This is a genomic window from Shewanella sp. SM68 (assembly GCF_025653925.1).
Lineage (GTDB): Bacteria > Pseudomonadota > Gammaproteobacteria > Enterobacterales > Shewanellaceae > Shewanella > Shewanella oncorhynchi.
This window is the reverse complement of record NZ_JAKKRU010000009.1, coordinates 227,209-247,236: the sequence shown is the minus strand read 5'-3', so window position 1 is coordinate 247,236 and position 20,028 is coordinate 227,209. Positions and strand designations below refer to the sequence as shown.

The following is a 20,028-nucleotide window of genomic DNA, read 5'->3' as shown; positions in this document are numbered from 1 at the left end:
GGTAACAGGGGTTCGAATCCCCTAGGGGATACCATCTATATTTTATAGAGAGTGGTTCCTAGCAAATAACTAACGAGTTGTTTGGTAAGAACAAGGCATTTGCTTCCTAGCCTACTGAAGTGAATGTGTTACAAAGCTCGGTTACGAGTTAAATCATAAGTCTGGGTCCCCTTCGTCTAGAGGCCTAGGACACCGCCCTTTCACGGCGGTAACAGGGGTTCGAATCCCCTAGGGGATACCAATTTTAATCAAGGTTTATCGAAACTTTGATTAAAGACAATAAACCACCTCAAGGTGGTTTTTTTGTGTCTGAATTTTGAATATTAAATCGAGATCTCCCCGATTCATTTGCGAGTCATACGCTCCGAGTTATTTGCCGAATTTACCCACCAATTCAAACCACCTAAATAAAAATAAATAATGCTTCGAAAGGCTTACTTAGTGTGGTGAAGTCATTCTGTTCAATCGTGTGATAAGAATTATTTAAGTGTTTTCCTGCTTAACCTTGCGCTAATCCAGAGCTAAAACTCACCTTTCGGATTGTTCAGTGTGTTGGCACTTTGAATGCTGCCACTTTCAATACTGATAAGTTGAATCGTTAATCGCGATTTATCTCTTATTTCCAATCGTTCAACGAGTGAAGTTTGAAGTGAGCCGTTCACACGGTAGCCATTGTAATAGATGAATCGTGTATTACTGCGGTGAATATGAGCGCGAGAAGAGTGAAGCTTTGCGGGAAGAGGGCAGAATTAGGCGGAAACTTATTTGAGATAAAAAAAGCGGCACTCACTGCTGAGTGTCGCTTTTCGTTATTTAACCTTTGGTTTAGTCTACACCTAAGAATCCACCGGTTTGGTGGGCCCATAATTGAGCATAAATGCCGCCTGCGGCGATGAGTTCATGGTGCGTGCCTTGCTCAACGACTCGGCCTTGATCTAATACAATTAACCTGTCCATCGCGGCAATAGTAGAAAGTCGATGGGCAATCGCGATCACTGTCTTGCCTTGCATTAATTCATATAAACTTTCTTGAATGGCGGCTTCGACTTCAGAATCTAGCGCAGATGTGGCTTCATCAAGCAGTAAAATAGGCGCATTTTTTAATAAAACCCGCGCGATGGCGATACGTTGCCTTTGGCCGCCAGAGAGTTTTACGCCACGTTCACCCACTTGGGCATCTAAGCCATGATTACCGTTAGGATCACTGAGTTCCTGAATAAAGTCATAGGCTTGAGCTTGTTTAATCGCGCGATCAAGTTGCTCTTCACTGGCACTGGGATTGCCGTAAAGAATATTCTCGCGAATGGTGCGGTGCAAGAGGGAGGTATCTTGGGTCACCATGCCAATTTGCGAACGCAGTGAATCTTGCATAACCATCTTGATGTCTTGGTCGTCAATATTAATCTGACCTTTTTCAACATCGTAGAATCGCATTAGTAGATTCACTAGGGTCGATTTACCCGCGCCAGAACGCCCTACTAAGCCAACTTTTTCACCTGCTTTAATATTCAGATTCAGATCTTCAATCACGCCAGTCTGCTCACCGTAATGGAAACACACTTGGTTGAAATCAATCTTGCCATGATTGACGACCAGCGCCTTGGCGTTTGGCTCATCTTGGATGATCGTTGTTTTCGATAAGGTGTTCATTCCATCGGTAACCGTGCCGATATTTTCGAATAACGAACTGATTTCCCACATTATCCACTGTGACATGCCGTTTAAGCGCAGTGCTAAACTGACCGCAATGGCGATGGCGCCGACCGTGATTGCGCTATCGGTCCATAGGGCTATCGATACTGCTGCAATACTAAAGGCCAACAGATAGTTGATGATTTGCACGCTGACGCTGATGCCCGTCACTAAGCGCATTTGGCGATAAACCGTGTCTAAAAATATCCGCATACTGGATTTGGCGTATTCGGCTTCTTTTTGCGTGTGGGCGAATAGCTTCACTGTGGTGATGTTGGTATAGCTGTCGACGATACGGCCTGTCATGGTTGAGCGCGCATCGGCTTGCTCGGTAGAGACACTTTTTAGTCTAGGCACAAAGTACCATTGCAGACCAACATACAGTGCAAGCCAGACGAGCATAGGTATGACTAAGCGCAGATCAGCGCTGGCAATCATCACCAGCATTGAGGTGAAATACACTAAAATGTATACCAACACATCGAGCAATTTCATCACAGTTTCGCGCACGGCTAAGGAGGTTTGCATCACTTTCGTGGCGATTCTACCAGCAAAATCATCTTGATAAAACGATACACTTTGTTTTAGCAAATAACGGTGTGCAAGCCAGCGGATCGACATAGGATAATTGCCGAGCAAGGTTTGATGCATGATAAGCGCATGCAGTAATACCAATATTGGCATCACAATTATCACCATACCTCCCATCAGCATTAAGGTCGTGCCTTCGTCTTGGAATAACGTTTCGGGATTTTTTTTCACAAGCCAATCAACTAATTGGCCCATGAACCCGAACAGTGACACTTCAAGCATGGCCAGCATGGCGGTCAGCACTGACATTAAGATCAGCGGCAGTTCGTAGCCCTTAGTGTAGTGGCGACAAAAAGCATAAACCCCTGTGGGTGGTTTAGTGGGTTCATCATCGGGTAGGGCTTCAACCCAGGATTCAAATCGTTTAAACATGAATTAACTCTATGGTGAGATAAAAAATAGTCGGCTCTAGCATATAGGATTTCATGCCCTAAAAGCATTGAAATGATTGAGTTCCGTTTTCCGCTAGTGCTATATGCTAGTTTTACGTAAAGTAATGAACAAGAAATTAATTGTGAGCGAATATTGTCGGGCGTGATGAAAAATGAGTACAGATAGAGCGTCTGAGAGTGCAAATAAGCGTGATGAAATAGATTCGGTGCATTCGCTGGAGTCCAGTTCGGGGCAACTTTCTGCGTCCATTTGCCGTGAAGCGAGGATGAGCCGTGATCCGCGGTTTGATGGTAAGTTTTTTGTGGGCGTCTTAACAACGGGCATTTATTGCCGAACTGTGTGTCCTGCTGTGGCACCAAAAGAGCAAAATGTGCGTTATTTTGATTCGGCCATTAAAGCCGCGCAGGCGGGATTACGCCCATGTTTACGTTGTCGGCCCGACAGTGCGCCGGGATCGAATCCTTGGAAGGGGACTGGCACAACGTTATCGAGGGCCATTAGCTTAATCGAAGCGGGTGCCTTAGCGGGAAAGTCATCGGGAGAGCCAGCCTCGACAGTAACACAATTGGCTGACCGATTAGGGATCAGCAGTCGTTATCTCAATAAGCTCTTTACCGAAGGTTTTGGCACTTCGCCAAAACAATATGCCTTATATCGGCAGTTACTGTTTGCTAAACAATTATTGCACCAAACCCAATTACCTATCACTCAAGTCGCGATGGCGGCGGGTTTCAACAGTATTCGCAGTTTCAATGAGGCGTTTAAGCAAACCTTGCAATTGACGCCGACCCAGTTAAGAAAGAGTGCATTAACCAAAGCGGCAAAGGAGTCCATGATTGAGCCATCAACAGGATTAGGTGAGATTGATACTATGGGTGAATTTGTGCCTCACTATGGATTAACCTTGTATCAGTATTATCGGCCGCCATTGGATTGGACATCACAGCTGGCGTTTTATCGATTACGTGCAGTAACAGGGATGGAATGGTTCACACCGCAGATGAGTCATCCACAAGCGAGCGATGTCGTTGGCGATGAGGCGTCCGTGGGAGATGAGGCCAAAGCTGGCGATAATGGGCTCGAATATGGTCGCTGTTTTGCCCTAGGTAAGATGCGCGGCACAGTGCACATTATCCATGAGCCTAAGCTAAATCGCTTCAAACTCGCGATAATGTTGACCGAAGATTCCCCTGTCGATGAGCTGCAATTGCTGGTCACTGAAGTGCGACGCATTTTAGATCTCGATGCGGATATGCTGCAGATTGAACAAGGCTTAAGTGCGCTACCAAGTTTAGGATTAACACCGTTTTCGGGATTACGCATTCCCGGTGCAGGCTCCTTATTTGAGGCGGCCTGCCGCGCGATTTTAGGTCAGCAAGTGACGGTAGTGCAGGCGACTAAGCTACTTAATCAATTGGTTGAAGCCTATGGCGAGCGCTTTAATCTCAATGGGTGCGAGTATCGTTTATTTCCTACACCCGAGGCCATTCGTGAGGCGAGTCTAACAGAGCTAAAAATGCCCGGCGCTCGTAAATTAGCTCTCAATGCGCTCGCGGCGTTTATCTGCGATCATCCTGAGGCGAGTGTCGATGATTGGCTCAGCGTTAAGGGCATAGGTCCATGGACGATAGCCTATGCCAAGCTTCGCGGTTTGGGCGATCCCAATGTGTTTTTGCATACCGATTTGATTGTTAAAAAGCATTTGCTGGTCTTGTATGGCAAGACCCATAGGCTGGATGAAGCCGCTGCGGGTGCGGTTAACTACCTGCAGCTGTGCCAGCAACTGAGTCAAGAGATCGCGCCTTGGGGCAGTTATTTAACCTTTCAACTTTGGCATCAATAACGACGTAAAACGATCTAAATTGATAGAGATAAATGTAAGACATAAATAGAGAGATAAATTATGAAGCATGCGATTCGTCAATTGAGCCAAGCGCCGAGTATTGCTGCGTATCAGCCCTGTGCCGTAGATACTTTTATGAGTCCTGCCGGAATATTGCAGTTAAATGCCAATGCCTATGGGCTGAGTCATTTAACGGTTGTCGGCTCGGATCGCACTGAGATTGCGCTTGCTAAGGTGAGTGAGGATGTCCTCAATCAAGCTAAGGCGCATATTAGTGAAACTCAAGTGCAGCTCGCGCGTTATTTTGCAGGTGAACTGATTGAATTTAATGTAAAGCTCGCACCTAAAGGCACTGAATTTCAGCGTGAAGTTTGGCAAGCTTTGCTCAATGTAGATTATGGTCAGAGCTGCAGCTATGGGCAGATTGCCGAGCAAATTGGTCGGCCTAAGGCGGTGCGCGCCGTGGGCGCGGCCAATGGTGCGAATCCGATTGCGATTATCGTGCCTTGCCATAGAGTGATAGGCAAAAATGGCAAGTTAACGGGTTACGCCTATGGGCTTGCGATGAAACAGCAGTTATTAACGCTGGAAACTGCCAAGCATTGCCTCGATATTTAAGCTAGAATAGCCGCCTATTAAGATATTGGTGAGCAGTTAAACTTTCTATGACTCAGGCTTCTTCCTCTGCGGCAAGCTTTGCCCAACTCGGCATTATTGCACCTTTGCTAAATCGATTAACCGAATTAGCGTATGTTTCGCCTACACCAGTACAGGCGGCGACGATCCCCGCTGTGCTTGCGGGGCGCGATGTGTTAGCCGGTGCTAATACGGGCTCGGGTAAAACGGCAGCCTTTGCCGTGCCGCTGTTGCAACAACTTGTTGACGCAAAAACAGAGGATAAGACAGGCGCTTGTGTTCGTTGTTTGGTCTTAGTCCCAACCCGTGAATTAGCACAACAAGTCGCTGACAGCTTTTTATCCTATGCCTCACATCTCAATGGCAAGCTAAAAATTGTGGCTGCGTTTGGCGGTGTGTCGGTGAATGCGCAAATGCAGAGTCTACGCTCTGGTGCCGACGTACTCGTAGCAACGCCGGGTCGTTTGTTAGATCTGTTGTCCAGTAATGCCATCAAACTCAATCGTGTCAGCGCCTTAGTGCTAGATGAAGCTGACCGCATGTTAAGCCTTGGTTTTACTGAAGAATTAGCTCAAGTGCTCGACGCTTTGCCCGTCAAGAAACAAACCTTATTATTCTCTGCGACATTCCCTGAAGAAGTCCGTGAGTTAACGGCAAAACTGCTTAATAATCCACTTGAATATCAATTGCAAAGTGAGCAAGAAAGCACGATTCATCAACGGGTGATTACGGTTAATCGTCCGATGAAAACCGCATTATTGGCGCATCTGATTAAAGAACATCAGTGGTCACAGGCGTTGATCTTCGTGAGTGCTAAAAATACTTGTAATCACTTAGCGCAAAAGCTGTCTAAACGTGGGATCACAGCCGAAGTGTTCCATGGCGATAAAGCCCAAGGTGCGCGTACGCGGGTGCTCGATGGCTTTAAAAATGGTGAGATCAGTGTGTTAATTGCGACCGATATTGCCGCCCGTGGTATCGATATCGATAAACTGCCTGTGGTGATCAACTTTGATTTACCACGAAGCCCTGCAGATTATATGCATCGTATTGGCCGTAGTGGCCGCGCCGGTGAAGCAGGCTTGGCCGTGACCTTGATTTCCCATGAGGATTATCACCACTTTGGCGTGATAGAGAAAAAGAACAAACTTAAGTTAGTGCGTGAGCAAATTGTCGGTTTTGAAGCCGATGATGAAATGCCAGCCGAACTGTTAGAACAAGCTAAACCTGTCGCCAAGCCTGAAGGTATGGGTAAAAAAAAACGTAAACAGTTACCGCCTGCCAATGCTGAATTTTGGGGTAAAAAATCTTAAGTCGTTGGAAACAAGCTATTCTTAGCTTATCTCTGGCGTTCCTTGTCATCTCACTTGTCGTAGGTAAGGTTTATGCAACACTTATTCTGGTTAGTTGAAGGTAAAGTCGCAGGGCGCAGTGGCCCTAATAAAGATCCTTGGGATTTACAAGCGCTCAAAGAGGCCGGTATTGGTGCCATTCTGTCGGTCAATGGGGGCGAGGGCTGCGAGCCGAGTGCGTTTAAGCAGCTTGATTTACGTTACGAATGTATTCCCTTTTCGCGCAATGTGCCGCCCCAAGATGGGGATGTGGCGATTTGTGTCGCTCAGTTGCCCAAGGCACTCGCTTTTATTCAGCAATGTGAAGCCGATGAGCTGCCTGTAGTGATCCATTGTCGCTCTGGCAAGGATCGCACCAGTCTTATCATGGCCTATTACTTGATGGTCAATGGTGCTGCGCCATTACATGCGGTGAGCCAAGTTCGTAATATTCGCGATATCGCTTTTACTGCCGAAGGTTGGGATCAATTTGCCTTTGATGTCTTGTATGCATTACAAGACTAAGCACTTGTCGGCGATTGGCGTCGAACCTATTAATAAATAGGTAATAATAGTTTCATTCGTTTGACCTTAGTCATCAAAATTTTACTGTGTTAAGGTTAAGCTATCCGAAGGTTGTTTTTAGTGAGTTATTTATCTAATTATGAAAAGTAAGGCAAGTCAGTCACAGGGATTACTACTGTTTCGGTTATCACAGACTCAAGTGTTTGCCTTAGGCACGTTGAAAGTGCGTGAGCTGGTGCCGTACACACAGCTAAGCAAAATTCCCCAATCTCATCCGACGATTCTTGGCGCTTCAACGATTCGTGGCCATACGATTCCTATCATAGATATGGCGGCTGCGATTGGCTATCGGCCGATAGCCCCTGAAGAGCGCGAAAAATGCTACATCATCATCACTGACTGTCAGCGGATGATCATTGGCTTTTTAGTGCGTGGTATCGATAAGATTATCGAATGTAATTGGCGCGATATTGAGGCACCTTCTGCCAATTTGGGCAAGAATGCTTACTTGACTGGCGTGACTCGTTTTGAGGACCAGTTAGTACAATTGCTCGATGTTGAGTTATTGCTGTCGAAAATTTTCCCGAATAACCCACAGGCAAATCGGGCAATCTTGACCGATGTGCAGCGTGAGAAACTCAAACCCATGAATATCCTGTTAGTGGATGATTCTAAGGTGGCACGTAAGCAGTTATCCGATGCCCTTGATATGATCAACATCCCTTATCGAGTGACCGCCGACGGTAAAGAAGCCTTAGTCATGATGGAACAAGCGGCACTAGAGCATCATCCCATAGATATTCTGGTGAGTGATATTGAGATGCCGGGACTAGATGGTTACGAACTGGCGTTTGAGGTGCGTGATAATCCACTGACCGCCAAGGCCTACATCATTTTACACACGTCTTTATCCAGCGAAATAAGCGTGAGTCAGGCCCACCAAGTGGGGGCAAATGAAGCGCTGACTAAGTTCGATGCTCACGAGTTGATTGATGCCATGTTGCGTGGTGCCGATTTAGCCATGAAGCAGCGCCAATAAGGCGCTTGTTAGTTTTTTGTATGCTTTTTGCGGGACAAGGGTAATTTAGTTAGCTTATTTCCCCGCAAAACTAGACAAGTCTAGTCACATCCTATAAAAACCTTATTGGCCTCATTTCCGAAGGTGCGCGTTGGGGATCTCAACCGAAATATAATAACGATAGGTTAAACCATGAAACAAGAATCATCATTATTAGCTAAGTTGGCTAATGGCAGTCTCGTATTACAAATCTTATTAGGGATTATCGCTGGTGTGGTGTTAGCGAGTTTTTCACCCGATAGTGCAAAAGATATCGCCTTCTTAGGCAGTTTATTTGTTGGAGCATTAAAAGCGATTGCTCCAATACTGGTATTTATCTTAGTAGCATCGTCGATTGCAAATCAAAAGAAAAATACGCAAACCAATATGCGCCCAATTGTGATCCTGTATTTATTGGGGACCTTTGCCGCGGCGTTAACTGCTGTGATTTTAAGCTCTATCTTCCCCACGACTTTAGTTTTGGTTGCTGGTGTGGAAGGTACAAGTCCTCCACAAGGTATTGGTGAAGTGATCCATACCTTATTATTTAAACTGGTCGATAATCCAGTGAATGCGTTAATGACGGGCAACTATATTGGTATTCTTGCTTGGGGTGTGGGTTTAGGTTTAGCCTTACATCATGCTAGCGATTCGACTAAGCAAGTATTTGCCGACATGAGCCACGGCATTTCGCAAATGGTGCATTTCATTATTCGTTTAGCACCTATTGGTATTTTTGGTTTAGTTGCTGCGACGTTTGCTGAAACCGGTTTTGCCGCAATTGCGGGTTATGCGCAGTTATTGGCTGTGTTATTAGGTGCGATGGCCATTATTGCCTTAATCGTTAATCCTTTAATTGTTTACGTGAAGATTAAACGTAATCCCTATCCGTTGGTATTTCGTTGTTTGCGTGAAAGTGGCGTGACGGCATTTTTTACCCGCTCGAGTGCGGCGAATATTCCGGTGAATATGGCGCTGTGTGAAAAATTAAATCTGCATGAAGACACTTACTCAGTCTCTATTCCGTTAGGTGCCACCATCAATATGGGCGGCGCGGCGATCACTATTACGGTATTGACCTTAGCTGCAGCGCATACCTTGGGCATTCAAGTCGATTTACTCACCGCATTGTTATTGAGCGTTGTCGCCGCTATTTCGGCTTGCGGCGCCTCGGGTGTAGCGGGTGGTTCATTACTGTTGATCCCACTGGCTTGTAGCTTGTTTGGTATTTCTAATGATGTCGCCATGCAAGTGGTCGCTGTCGGCTTTATTATTGGTGTGGTTCAAGATGCAGCCGAAACCGCATTGAACAGCTCTACAGACGTTATCTTTACCGCTGCCGCTTGTGAAGCCGCTGAGAATAAAGCTAAACTGAGTTAACGAGTGCTGTTATTCGTATTGAAAAGTATTATGGAAGCAGTCACTTAGGTGGCTGCTTTTTTTATGGGAGTCGTTATGATCTTTTTTGATTTTAGAGTGCTAGATGCTGCAAAGCCCTGGTATGGGATAAATGACACTGTGATGGGCGGTTTGTCTCGCAGTAAGATGACGGTGTCACCTTTAGGCTATGGTGAGTTTAGTGGCCATGTATCGCTGGCCAATGGCGGCGGGTTTGCTTCAGTGCGTTGTGAGTTTAACCCTATTGATGTCAGTGGGTTTACTGGGATCTATGTCGAACTCGATGGCGACCGACCTAAAGATTATAAAGTGAATTTAAAGGATATCGACACACCACAAAGTACGGTTTATCAAGCGCCTATGCCAGCGCCAAGTCATCAAACGTTTGGTGTGAGTGGCGCTAGAGTCATGAATTGGCAGCGGATAGAAATTCCCTTCAGTGACTTCTTGCCCCAATGTCGGGGTAAACCGATTTCCCGAGTGGCAATGGATTTAAGCCAAGTTTGTAGTCTAGGGTTAGTGATTGGTGCCCAGCAGAGTGGTGATTTTTCTTTGAAAATCAAAGAAATTGGCTACTATTAGCGTTTATAGGTGGTTTCTTATCATGAGTTTTTTGCCCCTAATTGCTTGTCCCTTATTGCTTGCTATTGATGGTGCGGGCATCACTAGGCTTCATTTAAGAAAAAGGATAAGGCCGAGGCACTTATCCTTATGGTGAACCCATCATAATGAGTTTGGCGAAAGCCGCTGCTTAAGCGCCTACAATCCCTAAGGGGTTGGCCGTTTGCCACGCGCCGCGGGTAAAATCTGGGAAGGTGACTGAATTACTGCGGTTATTGACTGAATGTTCACTTAAGATATTCACCACCGACCAAGACGCACCATCGTACACATCCTGATCTAAGGCCTCGCCATTGCGCAGGCAATAAATCATGCGCCATAACATCACAAAATCCATGCCGCCGTGGCCGCCGTTAATCTCAGCTTCTTTGCCTATGCGTTGCCACAGAGGGTGATCATATTTGTCATACCACTTTTGCATGTCCATATCCCACTCGTGGTAACTTTGACCAAAGCCACCATTTTCGACGGCGATACGATTCGGGAAACCCGCAAACACGCCATTTGTCCCTTGGATTAAATTGTGGCGACTGTAAGGTCTTGGGCTCGTCGTGTCATGCTGCACCATGATGGTCCGGCCCTTAACGGTCTTAATCAGACTGGTATTGATATCCCCATTGATGTACTTGAGCTGATTACGCTCATGATCGGCGGGGAATTCACGTTTAGCATAGAGCGCACGGCCAAGAGCGGGCGAACTCATCGAGGTTAGATAATCAAATCTATCACCGCGGTTGATGTTCATATACTGGGAAACTGGTCCTAAACCGTGGGTCGGGTACAAGTTACCGTTGCGCTTGGTATGCCAATAAGTCCGCCATGAGCCCGTCTTATGGTCTATTTCCTTCATCTGCCAACGTAGCTCGTGGATATAAGCGGCTTCACCGTGGAGCAACTCACCAAACACACCTTGGCGTACCATGTTGAGAACCATAAGTTCTTCACGGCCGTAGTTGACGTTCTCCATCATCATGCAGTTTTTCTGAGTGCGTTCAGCGGTATCCACAATTTGCCAGCATTCCTCTACTGTGAGTGCTAACGGTACTTCGACAAAGGCATGTTTACCGCTTTCCATCGTCTCTATCGCCATAGGCGCGTGCCATTCCCATGGAGTAGAAATGATCACAATATCAATATCATCGCGGCTTAAGAGATCGCGATAGCTCAGGTCATTACCTGTATAGACAGCCGGTTTTGGCCGATTCTGTTTAACGATATGATCCACGGCTCTGTCCAGCACCGCTAGGTGAGTATCACAAATAGCTTTAAGTTCAACGCCTTCTAAATGACAGAATTGCTCGACATGGCTAAAGCCACGCTCGCCAACACCGATAAAGCCAACTCGAACCACGTCCATCTTGGGTGCTATGAGTCCGATAACGGATTTACCCGCTTGCGGTTTAGGGGCAACACTACTGGCGTAGGCGTTGAGGGCAATATTGGCTGTGACGAGTCCGGCGGTAGCGGCACCCGCTGCCTTAAGAAAATGACGACGATGAATGTTATGCATAGCGCTTCCTGCTTTATTTTTGTTTTGTAGGGATATTGAAATATCACTTGGTCTTATTTGTGCGGTAATTCACTTATGGGTTATATCAGAAACCCTATTAAAATTGGCAATAAAAGATGTAACAAACCTCATTCATCTAGGAGGATAAGTCTTTTAGCTGCCTTTACTTTAGCGATAAGTAAATAGTGATAAAGATCGCGTTTTTATTTTTAGATTGAGCTACACTGCCGATTAATTAGTCAAAGGTATTTATCTTTTATATTTTAAATATTTAGCAAATTTAAATTAACCAAAAAATTACATTTGACGGGCGATTTGAAGTAATTTGCTGCTGTGGGGAGTAAAGAGTTAAATGGGTTCTATGCTTAATGTACTACCACAACTGACATTCACTTTAGGTGATTGGGTATTGCATAAGGATATCAGGATGTCTGGGATTGAAAAACGCCGTCGCCTTCATTGGCGGGAGACAGATATGCAAAATCGTGAAATTATAGGTCGTTGGTTAGATGGGCGTCCTTTATTGGGTGACAAAATTACCCTCTATAAAGAAGACGATAAATATTTTTTAGAAACTTGGTTTAGCGATGGCTGCCATAGTTTAGATGAAGTCTATATGACGCAAACTCCTGAGGGCCATAAGCTGGAAGATGTTGGCGGCAATTTCTTTGGTGAATTTTTTATCGTGACATCGTCGCAGCAATTACAATTTTGTAATGAGCAGGGCTGTTATTTCCAAGCAGAAAAATTAGCGGCTGATGTCGATTTTGGTCAAGGTATACGCGTCGCTTAAACGACGACAGTCGAATCTGTAAATAACTAAGGTCGCACGATAGCTAAGAGCTAAGTCGCGACCTTTTGCTTTTATGGAATTGTAGCGAGTGGCTTAAGTTATTCAGTAAATGGATGTTTACTGCTAAAAAACAGCGGTTTACCCGAATAGGGATGGGTCAAACTTAAGCTTTGTGCATGTAAACATAAACGCGGTTTGGCCTTGATAACCTCGGCATCACCATAAAACTCATCACCCAAAATCGCATGGCCTAGGGCAAGCATATGCACACGCAATTGATGGGTGCGGCCTGTTTCTGGCGAAAGCTCGACTAAGGTGCTGTTTTCTCGGCGCTCTAATACACGGTAGTGAGTGAGGGCGCTTTTGCCGCCAGTCTCTCCCGCCTGTAGCGTTTTTTGATAGGGCGGATGTTCAGTGTCTGGCACTATCGCGAGGTCAATAATCCCCTGATCTTGCAGCACATGTCCCATCACTTCGGCAATATAGACTTTCTTACTCTGTCTATCTTGAAACTGTGTTTTTAAATGCGACTCCGCTTTTTTATTACGGGCGAACACCATAATGCCCGAGGTCGCGCAGTCGAGCCTATGCACTAAAATCGTTTCTGGATAAAGGGCTTGTAAGCGGGTTAACGCGCAATCGAAGGTGTGAGCCGCTCGACCCGGATTAGATAATAATCCCGAAGGTTTATTGATTGTAATCAGATCTCTATCTTTATAGCGTATGTCTAGCCAAGGAACTGCTGGGGGCTGGTAATCAAATATCTGCATCTTGTCCTCATTTTTGCGCGGCCATACTAGCAAAATTTACGCAGGCACACAGCATAATCTCATGCTTGCTTATTCTTAGAGGGGTGAGGGCAAATATTCTGTAGGTGTCTTACGGCTCCAAATACGGGTATAAGCCATCAGCTGCGGATAAAAAGTGCGGAACGCGGTTTCGATTTCTATCTGCATTTTATTGACGACTTTATGGGCATCTTTAAACAGTGCGGCTTGCGGATGCTGTTTGGCCACCTGTGCTAAGGCTTGTTGTAATCCTTTTTCGGTGGTGTAGCTGCCTAGCCAATCGGCGCTGCGCATTGTGGGCAAGAGTGTACATAATGCCTCTGGATGGTATGGATCAACGCCTTGCGTGGCGAAAGCATCTAACGCGTCATAGGCCTTGCTGCTGAATTCATCCAAGGGTTGGTGGTGATATTCTTCCCAATAGTAAGCTAAATAGTGATCGAAACTCACCGCCATGAGTTCTGCTGCTATGCTTCTTAAGGGCGCAGGGAAAGCTTCCATTAATTCAATCGTCAATTCATGGCTGGCGCAGAGGGTATTAATCTCTTGGTTTAGCCATAAAGCTTGGCGTAACTCCATTGGGGCTTGCGCAATTGGCGCTTGAATATAGTTACCTGCTACGTTGGCAGCAAGGTGGGTTTTACTGATGTCGGCGAGATGTAAGTGTGTAAGAAAGTTCATTATTTGTGCTTGGTTAACCACGTCGGTTCACGGTATCATGCACAAGCGCGCTTAGGAAAGCGCCGAAGCTAAAAATGCAGTATTTTTTCACTTTTTATTGATAATAACATTTGATTCGCCGTGAATAATTATGGCTGACTTCAACGTTGACATAGTAATCGATAAGGGAAAGTGAAATAAAATCAATAACCTTTTTTAGGATCATGGATGATGTGGAACTGGTTCACCAAAATGCTTGGTAAAGACGAGCAGCAGAAGCGCAAAAAAGTGCTAATAGAAATCCCCTTTGAACAACACCGTTTCAGCATGGATGACTTTAGTCGCTCGCGGCTAAAATTCGATGCCGATGATAATCAGCCCCAAGATGGCATCAATCCAGTGGAACCCGAGCAAGAAGTGGACACTGGCAATAAGTAATCTTGATCTTATTGGCCTCTAACCATAGACTAGCCGCCGTTCTAAGCTATCTAGAGGCCAATATGCGCGTTGCAGACTTTTCTTTCGATCTCCCCGATGAGCTGATCGCTCGTTATCCTATGGCGCAGCGTAATGCATCTCGTCTGTTAACCTTAGACGGCAACTCTGGCGCGTTAGGCGACAAACAGTTTACCGATTTGCTGGGGATGATTAATCCCGGTGATTTAATGGTGTTCAACAATACCCGAGTGATCCCCGCGCGCATGTTTGGTCAAAAGGCCAGTGGTGGCAAGTTAGAAATTTTAGTTGAGCGTATGCTCGATGATAAGTGCATCCTCGCCCATGTTCGCAGCTCTAAATCCCCGAAAGTGGATTCGTTAATCCATCTCGACGGTGGCTATCAAATGAAGATGGTCGCCCGCCACGATACCTTGTTTGAACTTGAGTTGTTATCAGAGTTAACCATCTTAGAAGTGCTTGAAGCAGTAGGGCACATGCCTTTGCCTCCTTATATCGATAGACCCGATGAAGATGCCGACAAAGAGCGCTATCAAACTGTGTATAACCAAAACCCTGGTGCAGTTGCCGCGCCAACGGCGGGTTTGCATTTTGACGATGCCATGCTCGATGCATTAAAAGCCAAGGGCGTGAATGTCGCGTTTGTGACCTTGCATGTGGGCGCGGGAACATTTCAGCCAGTGCGTGTCGATACTATTCTTGAACACAAGATGCATTCCGAGTGGGCGAATGTGCCGCAGGATGTGGTTGATTTAATCGCGCAAACCAAAGCTGCGGGTAAACGTGTGGTGGCCGTAGGGACGACGTCAGTGCGCTCTTTAGAAAGTGCGGCACGCGCAAGCCTTGGCGAGCTCAAAGCTTTTAGCGGCGATACCGATATCTTTATTTACCCAGGTTATGAATTCCAAGTGGTCGATGCTATGGTGACAAATTTTCATCTACCTGAATCAACTTTGATCATGTTAGTTAGTGCTTTTGCTGGTTTTGATCATGTTATGGCGGCGTATCAACATGCTATCACGCAAAAATATCGCTTCTTTAGCTATGGCGATGCGATGTTTGTGACGAAAAAAGCCCACTAGACCAAGATTTTGTTTTAAAATAGCCGCCCAAAGTGAGATGGTGCGGCAATTTTTTTCGTTAAAAGATTGAACCTTTTAACGCTGTCCCCATCTCTATTGTTAATCAAAATGGCATTAGCCATTAAAAATGTAGTCAGACTGTTTATCTGGCGAGGTGAATTATGAAATTTGAATTAGACACTACCGACGGGCGTGCGCGCCGTGGTCGGTTAATTTTTGATCGTGGCACAGTAGAAACCCCCGCTTTTATGCCGGTAGGAACCTACGGCACAGTGAAAGGCATGACACCAGAAGAAGTACGTGCCACTGGCGCGGATATTTTGCTCGGTAACACTTTCCATTTATGGTTGCGCCCAGGCGAAGAGATCATGCGTAAGCACGGTGACTTGCATGACTTTATGAACTGGCAGCGTCCTATTTTAACGGACTCGGGCGGTTTCCAAGTGTTTAGTCTTGGCGATATACGTAAGATCACCGAAGAAGGTGTGCATTTCCGTTCGCCCATTAATGGTGAAAAAATCTTCTTAGATCCTGAAAAATCAATGCAAATTCAAGATGCATTGGGCAGTGATGTGGTGATGATTTTTGACGAATGTACGCCATATCCCGCAACTGAAGATGAAGCGCGCAAGTCAATGCAGATGTCTTTGCGTTGGGCGAGACGTTCGCGTGATGAATTTGACCGTTTAGAGAACCCTAACTCACTCTTCGGTATTATTCAGGGCGGTGTGTATGAAGATTTACGCGACGAAAGCTTAAAAGGCTTAGTCGATATTGGTTTCGACGGTTATGCCGTCGGTGGTTTGGCCGTCGGTGAGCCTAAAGCAGATATGCATCGCATTCTTGAGCATATTTGCCCGCAAATTCCTGCAGACAAACCTCGCTATCTGATGGGGGTCGGTAAACCAGAAGATTTAGTTGAAGGTGTACGTCGTGGTGTTGACATGTTTGACTGTGTGATGCCAACCCGTAATGCCCGCAACGGTCATCTGTTTACGAGTGAAGGTGTGATCAAAATACGCAATGCGCGTCATAGAGATGACACGTCACCACTTGATACTAAGTGTGATTGTTATACCTGTAAAAATTATTCACGGGCGTATCTTTACCACTTAGATCGTTGTAATGAGATTCTGGGTGCGCGTTTAAACACCATTCACAACTTGAGATACTATCAAATGTTAATGGAAGGTTTGCGCGGTGCGATTGAGACGGGTACATTAGACGCCTTTGTGGCGGACTTCTATACCAGTCAAGGTCGCGAAGTACCAGAGTTAGTCGATTGATTTTTTGCTAATAAGAAGAGAAAAACTATGTTTATTTCAAATGCATATGCAAGCGCTGCCGGCGCACCACAAGGTGGCGGCACGATGGAACTGATTTTCATGCTGGCGATTTTCGGCCTGATTTTCTATTTCATGATTTTCCGTCCGCAATCAAAACGCGTTAAAGAGCACAAAAATCTGATGTCTTCATTAGGCAAAGGCGATGAAGTGTTAACCAGTGGTGGGATTTTAGGCAAGATTGCAAAAATCAGCGACGAAAGCGATTACGTGTTACTGAGCTTGAACGACACAACACAAATCACGATCAAAAAAGACTATATTGCAGCTGTATTGCCTAAGGGCTCTATCCAGTCGTTGTAAGCCAAGAGGGCTCAGGCGTGTTAAATAAATACCCAATGTGGAAAAACATTATGGTGATGCTCGTCATCGCCATAGGTTGTTTCTATGCCGTACCTAACCTTTTTGGTGAAGATCATGCGGTGCAAGTGGTGGCGACTCGAGGTGCTGAAGTAACAGCATCTACCCAAGCCAGTGTGAACGAGCTGTTAGCCAGTAAGAGCATTGCGGTAAAGCGCTCTGAGCTTGAAAAAGGTCAGTTGTTGGTCCGTTTGCAAAATGCGGATCAACAGCTACTGGCGAAAGAACTGATTGCTGACAGCTTAGGTGACAAGTTTACTGTGGCACTTAACTTAGCGCCTGCGACGCCTAAGTGGCTCGAGTCCATGGGTGGTAGCCCAATGAAACTCGGTCTTGACCTTCGCGGTGGTGTGCATTTCCTCATGGAAGTGGACATGGGCGAAGCGATTCGTAAGATGGAAGAAGCTAAAGTCGCTGATTTCCGTTCACAATTACGTGAAGAAACCATTCGTTATGCTGGTATTCGTGTTAATGCCACTGGAATTGAAATCAAGTTCCGTGATGCTGAAAACTTAGCGACTGCCGAGCGTTTTCTTAAGACTCGCAATAAAGATATGGTGTTCACCGACGCTAGCCGTGGCGAAGATTTCGCGCTGCAAGCTGTGATGAGTGAAGCTTATCTAAAGCAGATTAAAGAAGAAGCACTGCAACAAAACATTACTACCATTCGTAACCGTGTTAACGAGTTAGGTGTGGCTGAGCCTGTAGTACAACGTCAAGGCGCCGAGCGCATTATCGTTGAGCTGCCAGGTGTGCAAGATACGGCTCGCGCTAAGGAAATCTTAGGTGCAACCGCATCAATTGAATTCCACATGGTGGATGACAAAGCCGATCCGAATGCTGCGCAATCAGGTCGTGTACCTGCAGGTTCTGAAGTGTATCAGCGCCGCGAAGGTGGCACTGTGATATTGAAGAAAGAAGTGATGTTGACGGGTGATCATATCACTGGCGCGCAACCTAGCTTTGACCAGTACAGTCGTCCTCAGGTCAGTATCAACCTCGACGCTAAAGGCGGTACCATTTTCTCTGACGTGACTAAAGACAACATAGGCAAGCCTATGGCGACTTTGTTCATCGAATATAAAGACAGTGGTGATCGCAATGCCGATGGCAGCGTTAAGATGCAGAAAATCCAAGAAGTGATTTCTGTCGCGACCATTCAAGCCCGTTTAGGCCGTAACTTTGTGATCACTGGCTTAAGTCATGGTGAAGCACAAAACCTTGCGCTATTACTGCGTGCGGGAGCCTTGATTGCTCCTGTATCAATTGTTGAAGAACGTACCATTGGTCCAAGCTTAGGTGCTGAAAACATTCAAAGCGGTGTGCAAGCTATGGTATGGGGTATGGCAGTTGTCTTACTCTTTATGTTGGTTTACTACCGTAGCTTTGGGCTTATTGCTAACCTGGCTTTAACCGCAAACTTAGTCATGGTTGTGGGCGTTATGTCTATGATCCCTGGCGCTGTGTTAACCCTACCCGGCATTGCCGGTATGGTGTTGACGGTCGGTATGGCGGTTGACGGCAACGTGCTGATTTATGAGCGTATTCGTGAAGAGCTTCGTGCCGGACGTAGCGTGCAGCAGGCTATCCATGAAGGTTATGGTAATGCTTTCTCAACTATCGCCGATGCGAACATCACCACCTTCATCACTGCGCTCATTTTGTTTGCCGTAGGTACTGGTGCGATTAAAGGCTTCGCTGTGACCTTAATGATAGGTATTGCGACTTCTATGTTTACCGCCATCGTGGGTACTCGCTCAATCGTTAACGCGATTTGGGGTGGTAAGCGCGTGAAGACTCTGTCTATCTAAGGGGAAGTGACAATGATTGAAGTTTTATCCTTAAAACATACAGTAAACTTCCTCCGCCATGCACTGCCTATTAGCATTATGTCGGCAGTGTTAGTGCTGGGCTCGCTGATATCGCTCGCAACTAATGGCGTTAACTGGGGTCTTGATTTCACTGGCGGTACTGTTGTTGAAATGGAGTTTACTCAGCCGGTTGATTTGAATGCGCTGCGTGTGCAACTGACGACGCCAGATTCCGAAGGTGCGATCGTGCAAAACTTCGGTTCTAGCCGTGACGTACTTGTACGTTTACAGGTGAAAGAAGGCGTTAAGAGCGATGTGCAGGTTAAGTCTGTCATGGAAGCCGCACAGAAAGTTGACCCACAAGTGCAGCAGAAGCGTGTTGAGTTTGTTGGCCCACAAGTGGGCAAAGAACTGGCAGAGCAAGGTGCATTGGCGGTATTAGTTGCGCTGATTTGTATCATGATCTATGTGTCGTTTCGTTTCGAATGGCGCTTAGCGTTTGGTTCTGTAGCGGCACTGGCGCACGATGTCATCGTGACCTTAGGTGTGTTTTCGTTATTCCAATTGGAATTTGACTTGACCGTATTGGCGGGCTTGTTGACGGTGGTGGGTTACTCACTTAACGATACTATTGTGGTATTTGACCGTATCCGTGAGAACTTCCTTAAGCTGCGTAAGAGCGATCCTGAAGAAATAGTTAACATTTCAATCACTCAAACTATGAGCCGTACCATTATTACAACGGGCACGACTTTGGTGACTGTTGTGGCCTTGTTCCTTAAGGGCGGCACTATGATCCATGGCTTTGCGACTGCATTGCTGTTGGGGATTTTTGTGGGTACTTATTCCTCTATCTATGTGGCGAGCTTCTTGGCCGTTAAACTGGGTATCAATCGTGAACACATGATGCCAGTTGAGATTGAGAAAGAAGGCGCAGACCAACCTCCTATGATGCCTTAAAGGTTAATTTGGAGTTAAAAAGCCACCTATGAGGTGGCTTTTTTTTGCATCAATTTTGAGGCGTATCTGACATTCTGCTAGCAAACTCACAAAGTTATAGTCAGTTATGCTGTAAAAAGTGAATGTTAATTTATTTAACAACTGATGTAAAAATCAGCGCTCGACAGCCTCGGCTATT

The 20,028-nt window shown here is 46.0% G+C and carries 18 protein-coding genes and 1 tRNA gene; 15 read left to right on the top strand and 4 right to left on the bottom strand.

The genetic code is table 11. The annotated features are described in order from the left end of the window. The first annotated feature begins 165 nt into the window (after positions 1 to 165). Positions 166 to 241: transfer RNA gene (locus L5M40_RS15845), tRNA-Glu, on the top strand. 584 nt (positions 242 to 825) lie between these two features. Here L5M40_RS15845 and L5M40_RS15840 read toward each other — a convergent pair. Further along, positions 826 to 2,655 (bottom strand): ABC transporter ATP-binding protein, encoded by a 1,830-nt coding sequence (locus L5M40_RS15840; protein WP_113941006.1) that lies wholly within the window; start codon positions 2,653 to 2,655, stop codon positions 826 to 828. Positions 2,656 to 2,827: 172 nt separating this feature from the next. Here L5M40_RS15840 and L5M40_RS15835 point away from each other — a divergent pair, with 172 nt between their 5' ends. From L5M40_RS15835 to L5M40_RS15805, 7 genes are all read left to right on the top strand, one after another. Next, positions 2,828 to 4,519 carry a DNA-3-methyladenine glycosylase 2 family protein gene (locus L5M40_RS15835; protein WP_263256925.1) on the top strand — a complete coding sequence of 564 codons (1,692 nt, stop codon included), beginning with the start codon at positions 2,828 to 2,830 and terminating at the stop codon, positions 4,517 to 4,519. 60 nt (positions 4,520 to 4,579) lie between these two features. Beyond that, positions 4,580 to 5,137, top strand: coding sequence for a methylated-DNA--[protein]-cysteine S-methyltransferase (locus L5M40_RS15830; RefSeq protein WP_014610850.1), 558 nt, complete (start codon positions 4,580 to 4,582; stop codon positions 5,135 to 5,137). Between the two features lie 47 nt (positions 5,138 to 5,184). After that, a complete protein-coding gene (locus L5M40_RS15825; RefSeq protein WP_113941008.1) occupies positions 5,185 to 6,468 on the top strand; it encodes a DEAD/DEAH box helicase in 1,284 nt (427 codons plus the stop codon). A gap of 72 nt (positions 6,469 to 6,540) precedes the next feature. Beyond that, positions 6,541 to 7,011: a dual specificity protein phosphatase family protein gene (locus tag L5M40_RS15820; protein ID WP_028761083.1), complete on the top strand. Its 471-nt coding sequence runs from the start codon at positions 6,541 to 6,543 to the stop codon at positions 7,009 to 7,011. Between the two features lie 139 nt (positions 7,012 to 7,150). Then, complete coding sequence (locus L5M40_RS15815) at positions 7,151 to 8,050, top strand: chemotaxis protein CheV (RefSeq protein ID WP_028761082.1); 900 nt, start codon at positions 7,151 to 7,153, stop codon at positions 8,048 to 8,050. A gap of 171 nt (positions 8,051 to 8,221) precedes the next feature. Continuing rightward, positions 8,222 to 9,448, top strand: coding sequence for a serine/threonine transporter SstT (sstT, locus tag L5M40_RS15810; protein WP_113941009.1), 1,227 nt, complete (start codon positions 8,222 to 8,224; stop codon positions 9,446 to 9,448). A gap of 75 nt (positions 9,449 to 9,523) precedes the next feature. Then, complete coding sequence (locus L5M40_RS15805; RefSeq protein WP_173243988.1) at positions 9,524 to 10,048, top strand: CIA30 family protein; 525 nt, start codon at positions 9,524 to 9,526, stop codon at positions 10,046 to 10,048. A gap of 169 nt (positions 10,049 to 10,217) precedes the next feature. Here L5M40_RS15805 and L5M40_RS15800 read toward each other — a convergent pair whose 3' ends face one another. Beyond that, entirely contained in the window at positions 10,218 to 11,597 is a 1,380-nt protein-coding gene (locus L5M40_RS15800; protein ID WP_168824295.1) for a Gfo/Idh/MocA family oxidoreductase, read from the bottom strand. Positions 11,598 to 11,949: 352 nt separating this feature from the next. Here L5M40_RS15800 and L5M40_RS15795 point away from each other — a divergent pair, with 352 nt between their 5' ends. Beyond that, positions 11,950 to 12,390, top strand: a complete 441-nt coding sequence (locus tag L5M40_RS15795) for a hypothetical protein (protein WP_131523165.1) — start codon at positions 11,950 to 11,952, stop codon at positions 12,388 to 12,390. 98 nt (positions 12,391 to 12,488) lie between these two features. Here the strand turns inward: L5M40_RS15795 and L5M40_RS15790 are convergent, their stop codons facing one another. Beyond that, complete coding sequence (locus L5M40_RS15790; RefSeq protein WP_263177473.1) at positions 12,489 to 13,160, bottom strand: RluA family pseudouridine synthase; 672 nt, start codon at positions 13,158 to 13,160, stop codon at positions 12,489 to 12,491. Between the two features lie 75 nt (positions 13,161 to 13,235). Next, complete coding sequence (locus L5M40_RS15785) at positions 13,236 to 13,859, bottom strand: acyl carrier protein phosphodiesterase (RefSeq protein ID WP_263177475.1); 624 nt, start codon at positions 13,857 to 13,859, stop codon at positions 13,236 to 13,238. Between the two features lie 207 nt (positions 13,860 to 14,066). Here L5M40_RS15785 and L5M40_RS15780 point away from each other — a divergent pair, with 207 nt between their 5' ends. The 6 genes from L5M40_RS15780 (at position 14,067) to secF (ending at position 19,850) form a co-directional block, all read left to right on the top strand. Then, entirely contained in the window at positions 14,067 to 14,276 is a 210-nt protein-coding gene (locus L5M40_RS15780; protein WP_105252070.1) for a hypothetical protein, read from the top strand. A gap of 62 nt (positions 14,277 to 14,338) precedes the next feature. Then, complete coding sequence (queA, locus tag L5M40_RS15775; protein ID WP_168824289.1) at positions 14,339 to 15,376, top strand: tRNA preQ1(34) S-adenosylmethionine ribosyltransferase-isomerase QueA; 1,038 nt, start codon at positions 14,339 to 14,341, stop codon at positions 15,374 to 15,376. A gap of 161 nt (positions 15,377 to 15,537) precedes the next feature. Further along, entirely contained in the window at positions 15,538 to 16,662 is a 1,125-nt protein-coding gene (gene tgt, locus L5M40_RS15770; RefSeq protein WP_006082277.1) for a tRNA guanosine(34) transglycosylase Tgt, read from the top strand. A gap of 27 nt (positions 16,663 to 16,689) precedes the next feature. Beyond that, on the top strand, positions 16,690 to 17,022 hold the full coding sequence (gene yajC, locus L5M40_RS15765; RefSeq protein WP_007649452.1) for a preprotein translocase subunit YajC: 333 nt from the start codon (positions 16,690 to 16,692) through the stop codon (positions 17,020 to 17,022). A 17-nt stretch (positions 17,023 to 17,039) separates the two neighbouring features. Continuing rightward, positions 17,040 to 18,890: a protein translocase subunit SecD gene (secD, locus tag L5M40_RS15760; protein ID WP_173496405.1), complete on the top strand. Its 1,851-nt coding sequence runs from the start codon at positions 17,040 to 17,042 to the stop codon at positions 18,888 to 18,890. Between the two features lie 12 nt (positions 18,891 to 18,902). Then, positions 18,903 to 19,850 carry a protein translocase subunit SecF gene (gene secF, locus L5M40_RS15755; RefSeq protein ID WP_173243997.1) on the top strand — a complete coding sequence of 316 codons (948 nt, stop codon included), beginning with the start codon at positions 18,903 to 18,905 and terminating at the stop codon, positions 19,848 to 19,850. Positions 19,851 to 20,028: the final 178 nt, after the last annotated feature.